14 protein-coding genes are annotated in these 20733 nt (G+C 50.1%); 5 read left to right on the top strand and 9 right to left on the bottom strand.

Going from position 1 to position 20733, the window contains the following annotated elements:
* Positions 1-126: 126 nt before the first annotated feature.
* Positions 127-1176: a bile acid:sodium symporter family protein gene (locus DRJ53_RS11855; RefSeq protein WP_114235953.1), complete on the bottom strand. Its 1050-nt coding sequence runs from the start codon at positions 1174-1176 to the stop codon at positions 127-129.
* 215 nt (positions 1177-1391) lie between these two features.
* Positions 1392-1829: a hypothetical protein gene (locus DRJ53_RS11850; protein ID WP_114235846.1), complete on the bottom strand. Its 438-nt coding sequence runs from the start codon at positions 1827-1829 to the stop codon at positions 1392-1394.
* 411 nt (positions 1830-2240) lie between these two features.
* Between DRJ53_RS11850 and DRJ53_RS11845 the strand changes: the two genes are divergently transcribed.
* The 4 genes from DRJ53_RS11845 (at position 2241) to DRJ53_RS11830 (ending at position 5551) form a co-directional block, all read left to right on the top strand.
* Positions 2241-2930 carry a ClpP family protease gene (locus DRJ53_RS11845; RefSeq protein WP_114235845.1) on the top strand — a complete coding sequence of 230 codons (690 nt, stop codon included), beginning with the start codon at positions 2241-2243 and terminating at the stop codon, positions 2928-2930.
* An 84-nt stretch (positions 2931-3014) separates the two neighbouring features.
* Positions 3015-3668: a ClpP family protease gene (locus DRJ53_RS11840; RefSeq protein ID WP_114235844.1), complete on the top strand. Its 654-nt coding sequence runs from the start codon at positions 3015-3017 to the stop codon at positions 3666-3668.
* 306 nt (positions 3669-3974) lie between these two features.
* Positions 3975-5216 carry an ATP-dependent Clp protease ATP-binding subunit ClpX gene (gene clpX, locus DRJ53_RS11835; RefSeq protein ID WP_114235843.1) on the top strand — a complete coding sequence of 414 codons (1242 nt, stop codon included), beginning with the start codon at positions 3975-3977 and terminating at the stop codon, positions 5214-5216.
* Between the two features lie 131 nt (positions 5217-5347).
* A complete protein-coding gene (locus DRJ53_RS11830) occupies positions 5348-5551 on the top strand; it encodes a hypothetical protein (RefSeq protein ID WP_240040766.1) in 204 nt (67 codons plus the stop codon).
* Positions 5552-6000: 449 nt separating this feature from the next.
* Here the strand turns inward: DRJ53_RS11830 and DRJ53_RS11825 are convergent, their stop codons facing one another.
* From DRJ53_RS11825 to DRJ53_RS11805, 4 genes are all read right to left on the bottom strand, one after another.
* Complete coding sequence (locus tag DRJ53_RS11825) at positions 6001-9384, bottom strand: vitamin B12-dependent ribonucleotide reductase (RefSeq protein WP_241558529.1); 3384 nt, start codon at positions 9382-9384, stop codon at positions 6001-6003.
* Between the two features lie 561 nt (positions 9385-9945).
* Positions 9946-10824 carry a discoidin domain-containing protein gene (locus DRJ53_RS11815; RefSeq protein WP_114235841.1) on the bottom strand — a complete coding sequence of 293 codons (879 nt, stop codon included), beginning with the start codon at positions 10822-10824 and terminating at the stop codon, positions 9946-9948.
* Between the two features lie 18 nt (positions 10825-10842).
* Positions 10843-12642: a RagB/SusD family nutrient uptake outer membrane protein gene (locus DRJ53_RS11810; RefSeq protein ID WP_206609766.1), complete on the bottom strand. Its 1800-nt coding sequence runs from the start codon at positions 12640-12642 to the stop codon at positions 10843-10845.
* A gap of 75 nt (positions 12643-12717) precedes the next feature.
* Complete coding sequence (locus DRJ53_RS11805) at positions 12718-15822, bottom strand: SusC/RagA family TonB-linked outer membrane protein (protein ID WP_162303861.1); 3105 nt, start codon at positions 15820-15822, stop codon at positions 12718-12720.
* A gap of 837 nt (positions 15823-16659) precedes the next feature.
* Here DRJ53_RS11805 and DRJ53_RS11800 point away from each other — a divergent pair.
* On the top strand, positions 16660-17412 hold the full coding sequence (locus DRJ53_RS11800; RefSeq protein WP_114235838.1) for a phosphoglycerol geranylgeranyltransferase: 753 nt from the start codon (positions 16660-16662) through the stop codon (positions 17410-17412).
* Positions 17413-17503: 91 nt separating this feature from the next.
* Here the strand turns inward: DRJ53_RS11800 and DRJ53_RS11795 are convergent, their stop codons facing one another.
* The 3 genes from DRJ53_RS11795 to DRJ53_RS11785 form a co-directional block, all read right to left on the bottom strand.
* Positions 17504-18490: a M28 family peptidase gene (locus DRJ53_RS11795; RefSeq protein WP_114235837.1), complete on the bottom strand. Its 987-nt coding sequence runs from the start codon at positions 18488-18490 to the stop codon at positions 17504-17506.
* A 10-nt stretch (positions 18491-18500) separates the two neighbouring features.
* On the bottom strand, positions 18501-19781 hold the full coding sequence (locus DRJ53_RS11790) for a M20/M25/M40 family metallo-hydrolase (RefSeq protein ID WP_114235950.1): 1281 nt from the start codon (positions 19779-19781) through the stop codon (positions 18501-18503).
* Between the two features lie 199 nt (positions 19782-19980).
* On the bottom strand, positions 19981-20730 hold the full coding sequence (locus DRJ53_RS11785) for a LytR/AlgR family response regulator transcription factor (RefSeq protein ID WP_114235836.1): 750 nt from the start codon (positions 20728-20730) through the stop codon (positions 19981-19983).
* Positions 20731-20733: the final 3 nt, after the last annotated feature.

Below are 20733 nucleotides of genomic sequence, written 5' to 3'. Positions count from 1 at the left end.
CCGAACTTGTTTCGGCATCTCCTATATCTCGCGGAGTTTACTAAAGCACAAGGGGATGCCGAAACAAGTTCGGCATGACAGACTCAAAGCAGATAACGTCTTTCCTATGTAATCATTTGAAATGGATCAAATCGTAACCGCGCCACCGGGATCGGGTACCATTTCAGCACGCTGTTTATTTTTTGCTAAACGCTGCGCCAGCATGCTTACCACCACCAGTTGCAATGCATGATACAACATCAACGGCAAGAGCAACACACCTGCAATGGTGCTGTTGGCAAACAATACTTTTAACATCACCGAGCCGTGCACCAATGATTTTTTGGAACCGCAAAAGGTGGCAGTGATGGTATCCTCGCGGTTAAACGAAAGTGCTTTGCACACCAGTTGGATGATGGCGTACACAACAAAGAACAGGGCAAGCATCCCAATGCTGAGCAGCACTAATTCCATTGGGCCGATATTGCTGAACAGGCGTTGTTCAAACGATTCGCAAAAGGCAGTGTACACAATGGAAAGGATCACGGCCTGGTCGAAATACTTTAATCCTTTTTTGTGCCGCGCAGCCCAATGCCCCCATTTTTTATTGAGCAAAATGCCCAGCACAATCGGCAAGAGCACCTGCAGTATGAGTTTCAAAAAAACGTCCGAAGCATTGGCGCTGCCTGCAGCTTCCACATTTACCAAACCCATTAAGAGCGGCGTAATAAATACACCCAGTATGCTGGAAATGCTGGCGTTGAAAATAGCGGCCGGTATATTGCCTTCCGCAATGGATACCATCACTACCGATGACGATACGGTGGAGGGCAAACTGGCCAGGAAAAAAGTGCCGAGCCACAACGGATATGCATCTTGCGGAAATAAACCTTTACACAGCAGCACCAGCAATGGGAATAAGATAAATGTGCTGCCATGCACCAGCAGGTGCAGCTTCCAGTTGCGGAGGCCGGCTTTGAGCCCGGCAAGGTTTAGCTTTAACCCATAGAAAAAGAAAATAAGCGACACGCCATAACCCGATAGCGAAGACAGCGACCAAGGGCCGTTGCCGGTGCCGCCCTGCGGGTAAAGTTTTGCCAGCACCACCATCCCGATCAATAACAGGATGAATGTATCCAATCCAAAGCGAGCCAGTATTTGCAGCACTTTTTTGCCGTAAGGCTCCTTTATCTGCATACCCATTATTTGGCAGCAAAGGTAAATGATGGGAACAGCCAACGGCCCGCTGCCGTAAATTGCAAGGAATCAATCTTTGTGAATACAGGTTTTAGCCCCATGGCTTTTCATCGCTTCATAGCGCAAGCGTATTAAAGACTGCAACAATTGCCTAAGCTGTATGCTAATGCATTGTTTAAACCAAATACAATAATCAGCCATTAAAACACACCACTTCACTCCTGCGCTGCAAGGGCAACAGCGCTGTTTTGGCGCAGGTATTCGAGGAAGCGGGAAATTTCCCGAAGGGTGCCTTTACGGCCGCCCTGCCCGATGATCCACGGAACGGAAAATTGTTTGTTGGTGCTTTGCAACACACAACTATACAGGTTGTTTCGGCGCTGCAAAAACAAGTGCACATGCGGGGCGGAAAAATTTCCCGTTGGCTCCTGCACTGCATCAGGCGCAGCCAGTTGTTGGGCATAATCTTCCAATTGCTTAATCACCGCGGGAATGTCTTCGATGTAGATCGGAAAAAATCCGGTGGCTACATCCTGCAGGGTAAACGTGTCGCGAAGTAAAAAAGGATCCCGCAGGTTGCGGTCGAGCAGGGCCAGTTGTTGTGCACTTGCATTTTGGGTATACATCAGGATGAGGAACAGGAGCTTTTTCATAACGGTGGTTTGGGTGAAGGGTTAAAAACGAATTGCATCAAAATAGAAAAGTTTACCCTGGTAACTCGGGCGCCTTTTATAGGCGGAAGCCTATTTACAAGCCATCGAAAACGCCACCGTTTCAATAGGCTGCGGTAAGATTTGAGGCTGCTGTTTTATGGCTTCAACATTTGGTTTTGCCTGCGGCGCGTTTCTATTTTTTTACAAACGGCAAAGGCACCCATTGAGAACACGACCAACCGATGGTGCTAAGCCTCGCCTTTGTCCTGATTTGTCCGCTAGCCGCAACTATTTGCCGCCATTGGCTCCCCACCCTTTTCCCACATCTGCCCTTTTGGCGCAATTTGCACCCGAGCATGCTATTTGATACAGGCTAAACCATTAAATTGCCTTACCTATAATCAAGACGATATGAGTTTTTCCTCTGAATTTGAAAAATACGCCGTTAAAGACCGTGGCTTGTCCAGCAATACGCTCAACAGCTACAACAAATACCTGGTAACGGCCCTCACCCCAAATATCATTGAAGAGCGGCCCATGAACGTGGCTGTAATGGACGTGTACAGCCGCCTGATGATGGACCGCATCATTTTCCTGGGTTACCCCATCAACGATGAAGTGGCCAACATCATCACTGCGCAGTTGCTCTTCCTCGACTCTACCGACCGCACCCGCGACATCAATATGTACATCAACTCCCCCGGCGGATCGGTGTATGCAGGCCTGGGCATTTACGATACCATGCAGTTTGTATCGCCCGATGTAAGCACCATTTGCATTGGCATGGCGGCTTCCATGGGTTCGCTGTTGCTGTGCGCTGGCACTGCAGGCAAACGGGCAGCGCTCAAGCATGCCCGGGTAATGATGCACCAGCCCAGTGGCGCCATTGGCGGACAAGCTTCGGATATTGAGATCACTGTAGGCGAAATCAAAAAACTGAAGCGGGAGTTGTATGAAATTTACAGCCACCACTCCGGCGAAAAGGTGGAGAAAATCGAAGAAGATCTGAACCGCGATTACTGGATGACATCAACCCAGGCAAAAGAATACGGCCTGATAGATGAAGTGCTGTTGGTTAACCCAAGGAAAGAGAAAAAATAGTTGCGTGAATGGTGAGTGGTGAATGGTCAATTATTCACCACTCACCATTGACCATTTACGTTTCACGACAAAACTTAACCCCAAATGAACCTGAATAAATTATATCTGAATAAAGGCATTTTCAGCGAAGACGAACCGGAAGAAGAACCCGAACAGGACAAGGAACTGCGGGCTAAGACCGACACGGAAATGCTGTATAAAAGGCTGGAAAAATATTTCTTTAAAACCCGCTCCATTCACCTGTGGGGCGTGGTAGACGACCGCTCGGCAAAAGATGTGGTAACCAAATTGCTGCTGCTCGAAGCCGACAATCCCGGTGAAGAGATCAAGTTTTACATCAGCAGCCCCGGTGGCGCGGTTACATCCGGCATGGTCATTTACGATACCATGCAAATGATCAAATCGCCGGTGAGCACCATTTGCATGGGCCTGGCGGCCTCCATGGGTTCCATCCTGCTGAGTGGCGGCGCCAAAGGGCGGCGCTTTATTTACCCGCATGGCGAGGTAATGATTCACCAGCCTTCGCTGGGCGGCCATATCCAGGGCGTTAGTGCCGACATGGAGATCCATGCCGAGCAAATCAAGCGCACCAAGGAAATGGGCGCCCGCCTCTTGGCAGAGAACTGCGGCCAGACCTTTGAAAAAGTAATGAAAGATTTTAACCGCGATTATTGGATGGACGCCAAAGCTTCGATCGAATACGGCATCGTGGATGAAATTGTAACGAAGTTGGTGTAGGGAGTCGGAAGACCGAGGACGGAAGTCCGAAAACAGGAAAGTCGGAAAAGACTTTTTATAATGATAAAAGTCCTGCAGGTATAGAAGATATTTTCCTTACCGGCAGGACTTTCGCTTTATTTAAAACGGCAATTCCTCCGCCGACATCGGACTTCGGACTGCCGTCTTTCCTGTCTTCACCGTCTTTTCCGACTTTGCTGACTTATTTTAACCCTTTCTGCCCAACGGATTTTTTTACTTTTGTTCGTGGATGCAGCGTTAACCCCGTGAAGCAGCCTCTAAATAATACGCATCAACTGCATAGCAATGGCAAAAAACCTGTTACACTGTTCCTTTTGTGGCCGCAGCCGCGACGAAGTAAAGATCCTGATTGCCGGCCAGGAAGGGCATATCTGCGAAAACTGCGTGGATCATGCCCGGGAAATCATTGAGCAGGAGCTGATGGTGCGTGATGAAAAAGCCGCCTCTTCCTTCAAGCTCACGGTAAAAAAGCCGGTAGAGATCAAAAAGTTTCTCGACGAATATGTGATTGGCCAGGACGAGGCCAAGCGGGTAATGGCCGTGGCGGTGTACAACCACTACAAACGCCTGCAGTACAAATCCGGCGAACACGCCAACTCCGAGATCGAGATCGAAAAAAGCAACATCATCATGGTGGGCGAAACCGGCACCGGTAAAACCCTGTTGGCCAAAACCATCGCCAAGTTGCTCAATGTGCCTTTTGCCATTGTAGACGCCACGGTGTTTACCGAAGCCGGCTATGTGGGCGAAGATGTGGAAAGCATTTTAACCCGCCTGCTGCAGGTATGCAATTACGATGTAACCGCTGCAGAGCGGGGCATTGTGTACATCGATGAAATTGATAAAATTGCCCGCAAAGGCGACAATCCGTCCATCACCCGTGACGTAAGCGGTGAAGGTGTGCAACAGGGCATGCTGAAGTTGCTGGAAGGTACCGACGTGCTGGTGCCCCCACAGGGTGGCCGCAAGCACCCCGAGCAAAAGCTGATTAAAATAAACACGCAAAATATCCTCTTTATCTGCGGTGGCGCATTCGACGGCATTGACCGCATTATTGCCCGCCGGGTGCAAACCAATACCATCGGGTTCAACGTGGATAAAGGCCTGCAGGAAAGCATGAAGAAAAACCTGCTGCGTTATGTAAATGCGCAGGACCTGAAAGGCTTTGGCCTCATCCCCGAACTGTTGGGACGCCTGCCCGTGGTTACCCACCTCGATCCGTTGGATGTACCTACGCTGCGTGCCATTTTGACGGAGCCCAAAAATGCTTTATCAAAACAATACCACCGCCTGTTTGAGTTGGAAGGCATCCAGTTGCATATAGAGGACGATGTGCTGGATTTTATTGTGGAGAAAGCAATGGAATACAAGTTGGGTGCCCGTGGCCTGCGCAGCATTTGCGAGGGCATTCTTACCGATGCGATGTTTGAGCTGCCTTCTTCCAAAGAAAAGTTTTTTAACCTCGATATGGACTATGCCCGCCGTAAGTTTGATAAGAGCAAACTGAGCCTCTTGAAAGTAGCGTAAACGCGTAGGCAGTTATGGATTATTGATTATAAATTATTGGGTGTTCACAATTGTGTTTACATCATTGATCACAATTCATCATTCATAACTAATAAATCATCATTCACAATTCATCATTTAAATACGAAACCATGTTTGGAAATATGTTTGGCGGCATGAACAAGGACAATGCGCAAGGACAGGTAAACGAATTAGTAGAGCGCCTGAAAACAAGCGCTAACCTTTCGGATGAGCAGGCACAGCAGGTGCTGCACACGCTGAAGGATTTTGTGGTAGAAAAATACCCGATGCTGCAAGGTGCTGTGAGCAGCATTTTTGGCGGCGATAATAAATAGATCCGTTTTATTTATTGAGATGCGCAGTTGCTTAATGCAGGTGCGCATTTTTGTTTGTAGAAAAATCTTTCGCAATGCCCTTCCCGAAACTTTTTCTGCTCGGTTAAATGAAGCGCCTTATCGTCATTGCGAGGCGCAGCGGCGGCTTCCTTGCTACAGGCATCTTATGCGCCGAAGCAATCTCCAGTTATTGCAAAACATTTCCGAAACAATCATCTATAAGACTTCTGCCACCATGCAGGAGATTGCTTCGGCGCACTTAATAATTCATTACACACAACCCCTGCGGCGCCTCGCAATGACGGCCCGACCCGATTTTTTCCACAAAGCCGATGATATTCCACCCAACAAAAATGCCCTGCATCGCTGCAGGGCATTTGCTTATCATAACCCAGTAATTATAGCCTGTCGATTAATAATGCCTTTCTAAAAGTTGTTTCATTATGTACTTAGCTGCATCCCATGCTGTTACCGCAGTTCAAACACTTGTAGCAAGTGCCGCTACGTACCGTAATGTGACCACAGGTGTTACAGGCCGGTGCATCGCTTTGCATACTTTTAGCTGCTGCGTTTACGGCGTCCATTTTCACTTCGGCTTTGGCAGCTACCTTTTGCGCTATGGGCTTTGCAGCAGGTGCTGCGGCTGGTGCTACTACACGTACTTGCGACAGTTCCGGTGTTTTTACCGGCTCGTCCCAGGCATCGTTTCCGGTGTTCATTACCTCGGGCTTGTCCAGCACATGCACCAGGTCGGTGCGGCTCAGGTATTCGTAACCCAGCAAGCGGAAGATAAAGTCCACAATCGAAGTGGCCGATTTAATGTTCGGGTGTTCAACAAAACCAGCTGGGTCAAACTTGGTAAACACAAATTTTTCTACATATTCTTCCAGCGGCACACCGTACTGCAAGCCAAGCGAAACCGAAATGGCAAAACAGTTGAGCATGCTGCGCATGGTAGCACCTTCTTTGGCCATATCAATAAAGATCTCTCCCAGTGTGCCATCGGCATACTCACCGGTGCGTACAAACATGGCTTGTCCGTTGATCTTTGCTTTTTGTGTAAAACCACGGCGCTTGGCGGGCAGTGCACGGCGTTCAACAATGCGTGCCAACTGGCGCTTCAGCTGTGTATCGGGCGAAGCCTGCACCCGCTTTTGCACTTCATCCAACAGCTCCTCGATGGTCAGTTGACCCATGTCGATGATGTTGCTGTCGGCAGGCAAAGCATTTTCTGCAACCGCATTTTCTTCGGCTGCTTCGGTGCCTTCTTCTTTCTTTTTCTTGTCGCTTTTGTTGCTCAGCGGCTGGCTCATTTTCGAACCATCGCGGTAGAGGGCACAAGCCTTGAGGCCCAGTTGCCAGCTCAGCATGTACGAATCGGCGATTTCTTCCACCACTGCTTCATGCGGCAGGTTGATGGTTTTGGAAATAGCACCGGAAATGAACGGTTGCGCTGCAGCCATCATGCGGATGTGGCCATGAGCATGAATGTAGCGTTCGCCTTTTTTACCACATTTATTGGCGCAATCAAATACCGCCAGGTGGCTTTCTTTCAGGAAAGGCGCACCTTCCACCGTCATGGTGCCGCAAACGTAATCGTTGGCTGCATCGATCTGGCTGTCGGTAAATCCAAGCGCTTCCAGCAGGCTCCACTCGAAGTTGTAATAATCTTCGGGTTTGAAGCCCAGACGCTGGAGGCACTCTTCACCCAGATTGTATACGTTGAATACAAATCCAATTTCGAAGGCCGAGCCAACAGCTTTATCCAGCTTTTCAATTTCAGAAGCAATAAAGCCTTTTTCGCTCAGCGTTTGGTGGTTGATGTGGGGCGCTCCGGCAAATGTGCCTGCACCTACAGCGTATTTTACAATAGCATCTACCTCACGTGCACCATAACCCAGGTTGCGCAGCGCCACGGGCACCGACTGGTTGATGATTTTAAAGTAACCGCCACCGGAAAGTTTCTTGAATTTAACGAGGGCAAAATCAGGTTCTACACCGGTAGTATCGCAGTCCATTACCAGGCCGATGGTGCCGGTGGGCGCAATTACGGTTGCCTGCGCATTGCGGTAGCCGTATTGTTCGCCCAGTTCCACTGCATCGTCCCATGCCTTGCAGGCAGCAGCCAGCAGGTAATTGGGGCAATGTTCGGCCTTCAGGCCCTGTGGTTTTACGCTCAGTCCTTCGTAGCTGTCGGCATCGTAAGCCGCCAGGCGATGGTTGCGCATTACTCGGAGCATGTGCTCCTTGTTTTCTTCGTAACGGGGAAATGCACCGAGGAAAGAAGCCATTTCCGCCGAAGTTTTATAAGCCGTACCGGTCATGATAGCGGTGATAGCACCCGAGATAGCACGGGCCTTTTCACTGTCGTAAGGAATGCCGCTTACCATTAGCATGGTGCCCAGGTTGGCATAGCCCAAACCCAGTGTGCGGTACTCGTAGCTTAGTTGGGCCACTTCTTTCGAAGGGAACTGCGCCATCAGTACAGAGATTTCCAAAACGGTTGTCCATAACCGGCAGCAGTATGCAAACCCATGCACATCGAATTGTGCAGTGTCGGCATCAAAGAATTTCATCAGGTTGGCCGATGCCAGGTTACATGCGGTGTTGTCGAGGAACATGTATTCCGAGCAAGGGTTTGAAGCCCTGATGGGACCACCTTCGGGGCAGGTGTGCCACTCGTTGATGGTTGTATCGTATTGGGTGCCGGGGTCGGCGCAGCGCCATGCGGCGTAGTTGATCTGGTTCCACAGTTCGCGGGCCGGCACTTTCTTCATCGTGCGACCATCGGTGCGGGCTTTCAGTTCCCAGTCTTCGCCCCGCTCCAGCTTTTCAAAAAATGAGTTGGGGATGCGCACCGAGTTGTTCGAATTTTGGCCCGATACCGTGCGGTAAGCTTCGCCTTCGTAATCGGATGGGTAACCGGCAGCAATAAGCGCAGCTACTTTTTTCTCTTCTTCAACTTTCCAGTTTACAAACTCCACGATCTCGGGGTGATCCAAATCCAAGCACACCATTTTGGCTGCCCGGCGGGTGGTGCCGCCGCTTTTAATGGCACCGGCTGCGCGGTCGCCAATTTTCAAAAACGACATCAAACCCGAAGAAGTGCCGCCACCGGAAAGCTTTTCGCCTTCGCCGCGGATGTTGGAGTAGTTGGTACCTACACCGGAACCGTATTTGAAAATGCGGGCTTCGCGAACCCACAGGTCCATGATGCCGCCGTCGCCAACCAGGTCATCTTCCACATTCAGAATAAAGCAGGCATGTGGCTGCGGACGTTCGTAAGCCGACGTTGAATTTTTCAACTGGCCATCTTTTTGGTCTACAAAGTAGTGGCCCTGCGGCTTGCCGGTGATGCCGTAGCTTTCGTGCAGGCCGGTGTTGAACCACTGCGGGCTGTTGGGCACACACATTTGCGCCAGTATGCTGTACACCAGTTCTTCGTAAAAAACGGTGGCGTCTTTATCGGTGTTGAAATAGCCATAGCGCTCACCCCAAACCTTCCAGCAATTGGCCATGCGGTGCGCTACCTGCTTTACCGATGTTTCGCGACCCGAAGTGCCATCGGGCTGCGGCACGCCGGCTTTGCGAAAATATTTCTGGGCCAGGATGTCGGTTGCAATCTGGCTCCAGCCTTTCGGCACTTCCACATTGGTCATTTCAAAAACCACTTCCCCACTGGGGTTGCGGATCACCGAAGTGCGGTAGTCGTATTCGAACAGGTCGAACACGGGAACATCGTCGCGGGTAAACTTACGGGTAAACGTAAGGCCTTTGGCTGTTGGTTGTTGGGCGCTGGGCATATCAAAAGAGTTTATGTTGAAGAGATCCATATCCGTCCTGTTTTCCCGCCACAAAAAGTTAGGCGGGAGGACAAATCTATTTTGACTGGCGAAAAAAAGGCGCCAGAGATGTACACATCGGTGGATAACATTTGTGGACATTTTGGCTAATACAAGCCTGCGGCCCTTTACATGACTTATACACCGGAAATACACATTTTGTGGCAAACTTTTTTTGGCCCGGCGGCGCATTTTCCAAAGCCTAAAATGGGGAATAAAAAAATCGGGGAATTATTGCTGGGCTTGCATTACAAAATATTTTCACAACTGCTTCAATGCTTGCATTTTGCAAAAAACAATGCCCAAACCGGAAAATTCAAAACCGGGTGTGCCTGGCAGTTATGCACATTGTCGTGGCAATTTTTCTCCCCAAAAAAGGGCTTCAAAATAAAGGAGTAATGTATTAAAAAATACATCTACGGCTGGGCACACATGCAGCCATTTTTCCATGCAACTGGCCGCAAAATGCCGATAAAACAAACCGACTGAAATAAAAGAAGGGTGCCGGCATTTTAACCGGCACCCTTTGCACACTACAAATGAAACGGACACTTAATAATTGGCCTCGGCCAGTTGCTCCATGTCGGTGAGTTCTTCCTTCATCGTGTAAAAGCTCATGTCGCCGAGGGTTACATAAGTGGTGTTGCCCTGCGTGGCCAGCACCATCACCCTGAAATAACGCGAGGTGTAGTTTTTATCAAAAGGCAGCTTTTTTTCCTCGGTTACCGGCGTGGCTACCGACAGGCCCGCAGCCGATGTCCACACGCGGTTCCAGGTAATTCCATCGTCGCTGGTTTCCAAAGCAAATTGTGTGGGGCGGCCGTTTTGCGAAGCGTTGTTCCGGAAAAAATACCGGAGGGCGCCCATTGCCGTGGGTTCGGCAAAACTGATTTTAACCCAATGCGGCAGCGGCGCCACTCCGTTCGACCAGGCCGAATGCCAAAACGTATTGGGGTTGTTGTCTACCAGGTTCATCTTCGGCCCTTCCGAAACTTCCTGCGTGTAGGTTTCAATCATGGCATCGGTAACGGCCAGTTTGGTGAGTTGCTCGGGGTAATACTTGGTATCGATGGGGCGGCGCACAGGGCGTACCATGCCCGAGGTAAGCTTTGTACCGGCCACCACTTCTTTGCCATCAGCATTGAACGGCTGCACGTCAAAATTGTATTCGAGCTTGTTCAGCAGCCCCGACACCAAAACAGAGTCGGTATACTTGCTTACTTTTTGCACCACCCTCGCCCCTTTCTTTTCATAACTCAATTCGAGGTACAAAAAATTACTGTCGGCCGGCAGGGTCCACTTTACCAGCGCACCGCCTACCCGGGGCTCGGCCTGGATGTTGGAAATATCAGAAGGCTGAGGCAGGTCGGCTTCGTCTTTTTTGCAGGCAAAAAACGCCACTGCAAAAAGCAGAAAAATGTATTTGTTCATAATGCAATGCTTGGGCAATTAATAACCGGGGTTTTGAATGAGGTTTTCATTTTTGTTGATCTCCGCAATGGGAATGGGCATGAGGTAAAATGCAGGCGAACGAAAGCTGCGCGGATATACCACTTCCGAAACCCTGAAGAATTCTTCATCGGTGGCGCCCTGTATGTTCATGCCTTTTGCTTTTACATTCAAATATTCCGCTGCAGTCATCCAACGGCGCAGGTCCCAAAAGCGGTGGTTTTCGAGGTACAGCTCAATGGTGCGCTCCTGGCGTACAATGCTGCGCAGCGTAGCTTTATCGGCAGCGCCGCCAATGGGTGCCCATGCTTCGTCGATAGTGGGGATGCCCGCCCTGGTGCGTACCCGGTCGATATAGGTTTTGGCAGTGGCCAAATCATCGCCGTATTCAATGAGTGCTTCGGCATAATTGAGGTACAACTCGGCCAGCCGCACCACGGGCCAGGGGTAGTTTTGCGTAACGCTTAACTGGTCCTGCACCAACAGCGGGTGTACGCCTTTTTTGTTCAGGTAACCGGTAGGCGAATAGTTATTGCTGCGACCCTGTATGCCATGTGCATCGTTTTTCCGGAACTTCATCAGGAGCTGCTTTTGCGAGCCCCTGGTAATTTCATACATGCCATTGTGGTATCCAATCCATGCATTGAACCGGGGCTCACGGTTAAGGTTAAGCGCAAGTGTGTTGCCGTTGGCGCCTGCAGCAATTTCATAGCGGCCATTGTAGTTAAACTCCGGATCTTTTTCGATGGGCAACCCGTTTTTTGTATAAAACTGTTCCAGCATGGTCAGCGTTGGCGCTATGCCGTTCCACGATGTGCCTTGAATAAACGGCGTGCTTTTGTTTTGGAAATCATATAGGCCTTCGCGGCGTGTATCGGCAAAAATCACTTCCGGTGAATTGCGGTCGATGATGGTAAACCGCAGGTCCTTTTCAATTGGATTGGCAGGCAATTCGGAACCAACCGAAGCATTGTAGCGGTACAACTGGTAGCCATTGCTTTCTGCTAATGTAATGGCTTCCTTAGCCGCATCAGCGGCTTTTTTCCATTTCTCCCGGTCGTAGTTTACAGGTATCAGGTTCACGCCTTCTTTGGAGGTAAAGTTGGTGTAAAAGCTTGCCTCCTCGCCACCGCCGCCATTGAACAGGGGCGATGCTGCATACAACAGCACACGGGCTTTGATTGCTTTTGCAGCGATGCTCGTTGCACGGCCAAACTCGTTGGGCGAAATGGGCATCAGGGGTAATTCTGCAGCCGCTTCATCCAGTTTGTTTACAATAAACGAAATGCACTCATCGTAAGTAGACCGCGATGGATAACGGCCTGCATCCATTTCCACATCGGCAATACCATCCTGGATGATGATGGGCCCATACATGCGGGCCAGCAGAAAATGATAGTAACCGACGAGGAATTTTGCCTCGGCTTTGTACTGCACTTTGCGGGCCTGGTCAAGCCCCGGTGTGTTGTCAATATTTTGTATTAAAATATAACACTGCCGGATGCCTTTGTATAGCGTGCTCCAATAAGAGATCACCGGGTTGGATGCAGTGAATGTGCCTTTTGGAAATTGCGCAAAGGTTTCATGCTCGAATGCCGTTACCACTTCATCCGTAGTAAACAGGTCGATGGAACCCGTGCCCGCCCTGGGATTGGGCAGCGGCGCATAACAGGAATACAGGAAATTTTCAGCCGCATAAATGTCTTTGAATGCGTCTTTTTCGGTAGGCCGTTCGTCCGGTACAATGTCCAGGTACTTTTGACAACCCGATGCTGCAATGCCCACCAACAGCAACAGCATGATTATATTTTTTACATTCATTGTTTGTTTGTCTTTTGTGTTTACGTTCTTGTTGCTACAACAGGCAACATCACATTATAGCCCCAGTTGCACACCTACGTTTACAATGCGCTTTGTAGGATAGCCCAGGCCATTGCCACCACCCTGCTCCGGATCCCACAGCTTGAACTTGGAGAACGTGAGCAGATTGAAGCCGCTTAAATAAATGCGGGCAAACTTGTAGTTGTAGCCCACTTCAGCATTCCGGAGTTTGAGGAACGAGCCATCACGCAGCCAGTACGAAGAGTTGGCTGTGTTGTTTGGATTATCGAGTTTGCTCAGGCGCGGATATTGTGCAAAAATGTTTGGATTGCCGGGGCTCCAGCGGTTGTCGTCAATAAACTGCAGCACATTGCGCTGATCGCTGGTGCCAAATGGATGAAAGCCATTGATAAAAAATGAAGTGTTGGTTACACCCTGGAAAAAGAAAGAGAGGTCCAGCTTTTTATACCGGAACGAAGGCCCGAAACCATAAACAATTTCCGGGATGGTGGGATAGCCCATGTACACACGGTCGTCGCTGTTCACCATGTTCAGGCCATCAATGCCGTTCGTAATATCGCGGTATTTGATGTCGCCGGCCGTTACAAAGCCACCCAGTTGTTGCAACGGGCTTTTCACCACTTCGGCATCGTCAATAAACAGGCGTTCGGCCTGGTAGCCCAGCAGCGAGTTAATGGGATGCCCAACCAGCGACAGGTTTTTGTATTTGGTAAATGGCGGCTCATCGTTTTCCACCACTGTGTTGTGTGCATAGGTAAATGTGCCTTTCAGCGTTACCTGCAGATCGCGGGAAACGGCCTTTGTATAATCCAATGAAACATCAATGCCCTGGTTGCGCACCGCACCCAGGTTGCCATAAACCGTGGTGCCCAGCGTACCAAAAGATTCGGGGATTACCTGCCGCTGCAGGAAGATGCCTTTGCGGTTTTCCTTAAATATATCCACCACCAGGTTGATGCCGTTGGCCAGTGAAAGGTCCATGCCCACGTTGATTTTTTCTGCCACTTCCCAGGTAATGTTGGGGTTGGCAAAACGCAGGTAGCTGGGGCCATTGCGGGTATAATCCTGGTTTACGCCGCTGGTGTAGCCTTGCCCGCCCAGGTTGATATCGGAGAGGTAAACAAAGCGTGCCCCACCGATCTGGTCGTTGCCCACCAAACCCCAGGAGCCGCGCAGCTTTAATGTTTTAATGGAACGTTCAAGCGGCTCCCAAAACTTTTCGTTGCTCACCACATAGCCGCCCGCAACCGACGGGAAAAATCCAAAGCGCTTTCCTTCGGCAAAATTTTCCGAACCATTGTAGCCGAAGTTGGCTTCCAGCATATAGCGGTTGTCAAAGGCATAGGTTACCCTGCCTGCAAACCCCTGCGATCTTCTGGGCAGCGATGCAATCAAGCCATCGGGGTTGTTTACATTATACTCCTGCTGGTTGTATAGCAACAGGCCCGACACGTTGTGCACGCCGGCAAAAGTTCGGTTATAATCCAACGATGTTTGAAAATAAATGGTGCGGTCGCCACTATGCGCAGTGCTGGTGCCCAGTGTTTCATTCTGCACCGTGCCCACTCGTGTCAGGTCGTAGGATACTGTTCCGTCGGGATTTTTCACGATGTTGTCTACCAAAAACTGATTGTATCCCCTCGAGCGGTTGGTGTTGGTGTTACTCCAATTTTTAAACGAACCCAAAGCTTTAAATGCAAGGCCGGGCGTAATAAAATTCAGTTGCTGTTCGCCATCAACTGTGGCTACAATGGTGCTTTGAAAATTATCGGTATAGCCTCTTACCATTTCGGCAAATGGGTTGATGTACCCATCATTTACACGGCCACCGCTTTTACCACCATAACGAATATCGTTGCTGCCCGGCGCCGATGGAAACATCACGGGAAAATCAACACCGTTGGCATTCATCACATCGCCAAAAATGGCGTTGGCATCTTTAGCCGGTCCATGATAATCGCGGATCTGTGTGTTCAACCGCAATGCAAACTTGGTCGACGGGCTGAGTTGTGCATTCAGGTTGTTTTGAAACGAGTAGCGTTTCACCGAAATGTTATTGTCGTAGGTATGCAGGTTCGATTTTTTGAGAATGCCGTTGTCGTGGTTAAATGTGGCGCTCATAAAGTAGTCCACCTTTTGCCCGCCGCCCATTACGTTTACGTTGGCGCTCTGGTTCATTGCGGTCGACTTAAACAGTTCGTCGTACCAATTTACACTCGGGTACAGGTATGGATCCAGCCCCTGTCGTGTGCCTTCGATCTTGTCTGCGGAATATGGAATTTCGCCGGTGCTGCGGCCAATTACCGCTTCGTTGTACAACTCCATAAACCGCACACCATCTACAAATTTCGGAACGGAAGTAGGCGCAGCAACGGAGTTTTCAATGCGAATGTTGATGCGTGGCTTGTCCAGGTTTTTACCGCGTTTAGTTGTTACAATCATCACACCGTTTGCACCCCTCGACCCATATATTGCCGTAGCGGTAGCGTCTTTTAGAATGGAAAAGCTTTCGATCACTTCCGGCGCCAGTGCGTTAAGGTCGCCGGCTGATACAGCAACACCATCAAGAATGATCAGCGGGTTGGTAGCGCCACTGAAAGTAGAGATGCCGCGAATAAAAAAAGATGCACCATCTGCACCGGGTTGCCCCGAACGCTGCACGGCAATAACGCCAGCCAATTTACCTGCAAAAGAGTTGGAAAGGTTGCTGGTAGGTATGCGCAATTCTTCGGGCTTTACACTTTGAATGGCGCCCACAACACTGGCCCGTTTTTGTTTACCAAAACCCACCACCACTACTTCATCGCTGGCGCTGACCTGTTGCGCCAGTCGTATGTTTTGATGACCTGCATTTGTTACCGACACTTCAAAGGTTTGGTAGCCGATAAAGGAAACCTGCAGCGTGCCGCCTGCATCCGGCGCCTGTATGGTAAAAAAGCCCTCCGCGTTGGTGGATGTTTTGGCGCCATTTTCCTTGATGGTTACCGTTGCATTGGCAAGCCGCTGACCGGTACTATCGGTAACGGTGCCGGTTATGCGCATATCAAACAGGTGCCATGCAGTTCGTTCATCATACCGCGCAGCACCCGCAACGCCTGCAGGAGCTGCATGTACATCATTGCTAATTTGTATCAACAATAAGGTGAGTAAAACGCCAATATTACGCCAGCTTACCTGCCGGCCCCACTTTGGCTTTGTACAATTTTGTAACCAGCTAGCTTTGTTTTCGACCATGATTTTACGAGGGGTTTAAATAAATCAGACGATAGGTTTTCGTATCATTTAGTTGTGACAGAAGCAAACATTCCATGCTGGATTTCGAGCATACAAACAGCCGGTTATCAACAGCACACAGCTCCGCCCCATGCTGCAAAAAGCCTCATTCGGGGTAAGCGCTACCCGCGCAAAAAATCAAATGGTTACAGCAAATTGCAAAGGCACACTCCGGCCCAGCGGCGCATCAAGATCATCGCCGCTTTGTTCAGCATATTCTTCTAGAAAAATCCTTTTCTCATTTAGCAAAAACACAACTGCATTGCGGCAATTAGTCCAAACATTTCAATGGCGTCATCAGGTTTATCGTTCTGCAACAATCGTTAGTAACAGGATGCTTGAAGTCAACCGCTCTTTTAATCCCACACATAAGCATTCGGATAGTTGCAAGAGATTATGACTTTGTTAAATCCTATGCGATAATAAAATTTATTTTTCCGCTATTGAGTCGTGCTCAAGTTGTGTTGCTTGCGCAAACGTTTGCAATGGCAGCACAAACGTTTGCACAAATTTTCATTTACGCAGCACCGAAATGCATTAAAAAAATAGACAGCCGAATGGGAAAAGCGAAACCCTGTGGCTCCGCAAAAAACAGGAACAGAACAGGCCCCATTTGTATGCTTTGGCACTCCGCTTCAGCCTTTCGGCGTTCATTACCAAAACTTTTCGCATTTTTGCCGCACAACAACTCACGGGAAGCTGATGGCCGTTTATCCGAAACTTTTGGAACAAAAAACATGGGGCAGAAAGGCGCTGGCTGTACTCATTGACCCCGACAAAGCGGCACCAGCACATTTGGACAAACTTGTACAACTGTCGTTGGATGCTGCTGTTGACTATTTTTTTATCGGTGGCAGCCTGATGGTTTCCGATCAACTCGATGCCTGCATCCGGGGCGTTAAAGATCGTTGCTCCATTCCCGTTATCCTGTTTCCTGGCTCTCCTGCGCAGATCAGCCCTTCGGCCGATGCGCTGCTTTATCTTTCCCTTATTTCGGGGCGCAACCCCGAGTTGCTCATTGGCCAGCATGTGCTGTCGGCACCGGCCGTTAAACGCAGCGGCCTCGAGGTGTTGCCCACCGGCTATATGGTCATTGATGGCGGGGCGCCCACAACTGTTTCCTATATCAGCAATGCAGCCCCCATCCCCGCCGACAAAAGCGATATTGCGCTGTGCACCGCACTGGCCGGCGAAATGCTGGGACTGAAACTGATTTATCTGGATGCAGGCAGCGGCGCCAAAAAGCCGGTGTCGGAAGAAATGATTAGAGCAGTGGCCGAACAAATTTCGGTGCCCCTGATTGTGGGCGGCGGCATCCGCAGTGCAGAAAAAGCTTACCTCAATTGCAAGGCCGGCGCCGATGTAGTAGTGGTGGGCAATTCGCTGGAAAAAGACCCACTGCTGATTGGCGAGATGGCGGCTGCGGTGCACCAGGTTTCCAGGATTGTTGGTTAATCAACCGCGACAACTTTATTTGCTCGATCTTATCTGTTTAAAACGGTTTACAACGTTTCATATTTCGCATATACATCCCCGGTAAAGAACATTACCGCGGCACCGAGTACACCTTTGGCCGTTCGGTGCCATCAACCAACGTACGGGTGGCCTGAATAATCCCGTTGGTTACATTTAGCAGGTGTTCCTTGTTGATGGTGCGTACTTCATCGCAGGGGCGATGGTAACAGCCTTCGGTGTCATCGCTGCTCATAAAAGTATGGGCGGGAATGCCCAGTTGGGCAAAAGGATAATTATCGGAGCGGAGGAAAAGATCGCCGCCGCTGCTGTATTGTTCCCTCGCCAATTTTACTGATGAACCATTTAAATTGGCCCGTACAATTTCGGCAAGGCTGGAATAGTTGGAACCGGTGATGAAGAAACTGTTTTTGCCGGCAGCGGCAGTGCGCCCCAGCATTTCGAGGTTGATAACGGCCACTACTTTTTTTGCATCAATGGTTTGTACAAAATATTTGGAACCTAACAAACCGAGTTCCTCGCCGGCAAATGCACAAAAAATAATGGTGCGGCTGTTGCCTTTTTTTTGGGCAAAATAATGGGCCAGTGCAAGCATGGCCGCTGTGCCCGATGCATTGTCGTTGGCGCCGTTGTAAATCGAATCGCGGCCGCGGCGTTCGGCAACCAAATGATCGTAGTGCGCCGAAAAAATAATAAACTCCTCGGGCTTGTCGGTGCCGGGCAACATAGCTACCACGTTGGCCAGCCACCTTTTGGGATCATAATTTTCCAGGTTCAGTGCCTGCACCTGCCCACCCGAAAAAGCACCGTCTTTAAAAAACTGCAGCATGTCGCTGTCATCAAAATAAGACAGCAGCCCTGCAGCCTTGAACCTATTTACAATAAACGTTGCGGCTTTTTTCAATTCCGCCGTGTAGTTGCCCCGCCCTTTAAGCGAGTCGGATGCCAGCACTTCCAGTGCATGTTCGAGTTGGCCCGCAGCAACGCCGCTGGTATCGGGCTGGCCCTGCACGTTAGCATGCAGGCAAATCATCAGCAAAAGGGAAAAAAGCCGCAACATTATTTGCCCTTTATCTCAGCGACTTGGTATCTACCCTCGATGGTGTGTCTTTTCCCTCCACAATGCTGCGGCTGCTTTGGGCAATGGCGCGGATAATGGCGGCCATGTTTTCGAGGTCCAGGGTTTCAATTTCGTCGTCAACGGTGTGGTAATGTTTTTCGCTGTCCATTTTTGATGTGGAAATGGTATGCGCCGGCACACCCAGGCGGGCCAGTGTGGCATTATCGGAGCGGTAAAAAAGCTGTTGGTCGGGGTACGGATCGGGGTGAAACGTAAACCCAGTGCCCTGCAGGTTTTTTTGCAAAATTGCGCCCATGTCGGTTTTTTCAAAACCCGTGATGTACGCCGAGTTCTTGCCCCATTTGCTTTCGGTGCCGATCATTTCAATGTTGAACATCGCCGCAACTTTAGCCGGGTCAAATTGCTTGGAAAAATACTGTGCGCCAAAACCGCCCACTTCCTCAGCGGTAAATGCTGCAAACACCAGCGTACGCTGGTTGCCGCCCTGCTTTTTAAAATGATTGGCCAGCATGATCACCGCGGTAATGCCCGCAGCATCATCGTTAGCGCCATTGTAAATTGAGTCGCCATTCACCGGCTTGCCAATACCCAGGTGATCGTAATGGCCCGAAAAAATCACCTGCTCCGAAGCTTTGCTTTTGCCGGGCAAAATACCTACTACGTTGGCCATCGCCGTTTCATCGAATGTGTGCTGCACCGACACCTCGTAAGATTGTGGTTGCACCGCGGTCATAATGAATACGACATTGGACCCGCCGGCAAACAACTGGCGCTTGAATGCGGACAGGCGGGGAAATATGTTGGCGAACGAAGTATCGACAAATACCACGGTATTTTGATCCGCCTGCGCGGCGGCTGTTGCTTTTTCGGCAATGCTCTCGCCGGCTGCAATGGTTACGGTGTTGTAGCCCGATGTGTTGCTTACTTTCAGGTCGGGTTGGGTGGTAATGACCAGTAAATTTTTGGCCTCCAGCGCAGCGCCATTGAGTGTGGCCGTCAGCGCTGTTTGCTTGGGCCGCAATACTTTAAAGCTTTGCAGGTAGCTACCATTGGGCAGTGGCTGCAAACCCGCCTTTTTAAATTCTGAGGCAATAAAGGCAGCGGCCTTGTCACTGCCCGGTGTGCCGGCACGGCGGCCCTGCATACTGTCGTGCGACAGCACGGTTTCGATGCGGCGCACTTCGGCAATGTCGGCGTTACTTGGCTTGGTGTTTTGGGCACAGGCGGTGGTGGCGCAGGCCACCAGCAGGGGAACAAATATTCTTTTCATGTGTGGTAAAAAAAGCGGCCAACTGTTGGCTGGCCGCATGCAATATATTAATGATTATTAACCCAATAGGTACGAAGTAGCCTAAAGGAAAGTCAAAAGGCAAAATTAAAAAAGCAAAAAATGTCGCACTAAATTCATACTTGTCTTTTCCGTCTTTTCTGTCTTTCCGGGCTTTTCCGACTTCCGACCTCGTACTTCCCTACAACGACATCATCTCCTTAAACTTCACCGTTTGCCTACGGCTTACTTCCACCTTTTCGCCACCTTTCAGTTCCAGCAGCAGGCCTCCGTTGAAGTAAGGCTCAATCTTTTCAATCATGCGCAGGTTGACAATATGCTTGCGGTTGGCGCGGAAAAACACTTTTTCATCCAGCCGCTCTTCCAGCGCATTCAGCGATTTCAGGATCAGTGGCTTATTGTTGCCAAAAAATACCTTGGCGTAGTTGCCCACGCTTTCAAACAGGCGGATGTCGGCCAGCTTTACAAACCAGCAGCGTTCGCCGTCTTTTACAAACACTTGGTCGTGCTCGGTCAGCAGGCTGCGGTTTTCGGCAATGTTTTCGGCGGTGCCGTTGGTGGCGCTGCCGTTGCCGTTTTCGCCGGCGGTCAGTTTGTTCAGTGCATCGGCCAGGCGCTTGGGCTCAATGGGCTTCAGCAGGTAGTCCAGCGCATTTACCTCAAAAGCTTTCAGGGCATATTCGTCGTAGGCGGTGGTAAAAATTACCTGCGGGGCACGGTCCAGTTCCGACAGCAGGTCGAATCCGGTTTTGCCCGGCATTTGTATATCCAGGAAAATAAGATCGGGGTTGTGCGATTCGATGCGGGCCAGGCCTTCCTGTGCGTTGGCGGCTTCGTCCACCACCTCCACTTCCGGAAATTCCTGCAGCAGTTTGCGCAGTTCGGTGCGGGCCAGCCGTTCGTCGTCGATAATGATAGCTTTGATACTCATGTG

It is taken from the genome of Paracnuella aquatica (assembly GCF_003332885.2).
GTDB lineage: Bacteria > Bacteroidota > Bacteroidia > Chitinophagales > Chitinophagaceae > Flavisolibacter > Flavisolibacter aquaticus.
The sequence above is the reverse complement of the archived record's forward strand: the minus strand, read 5'-3'. Positions and strand labels throughout refer to the sequence as shown.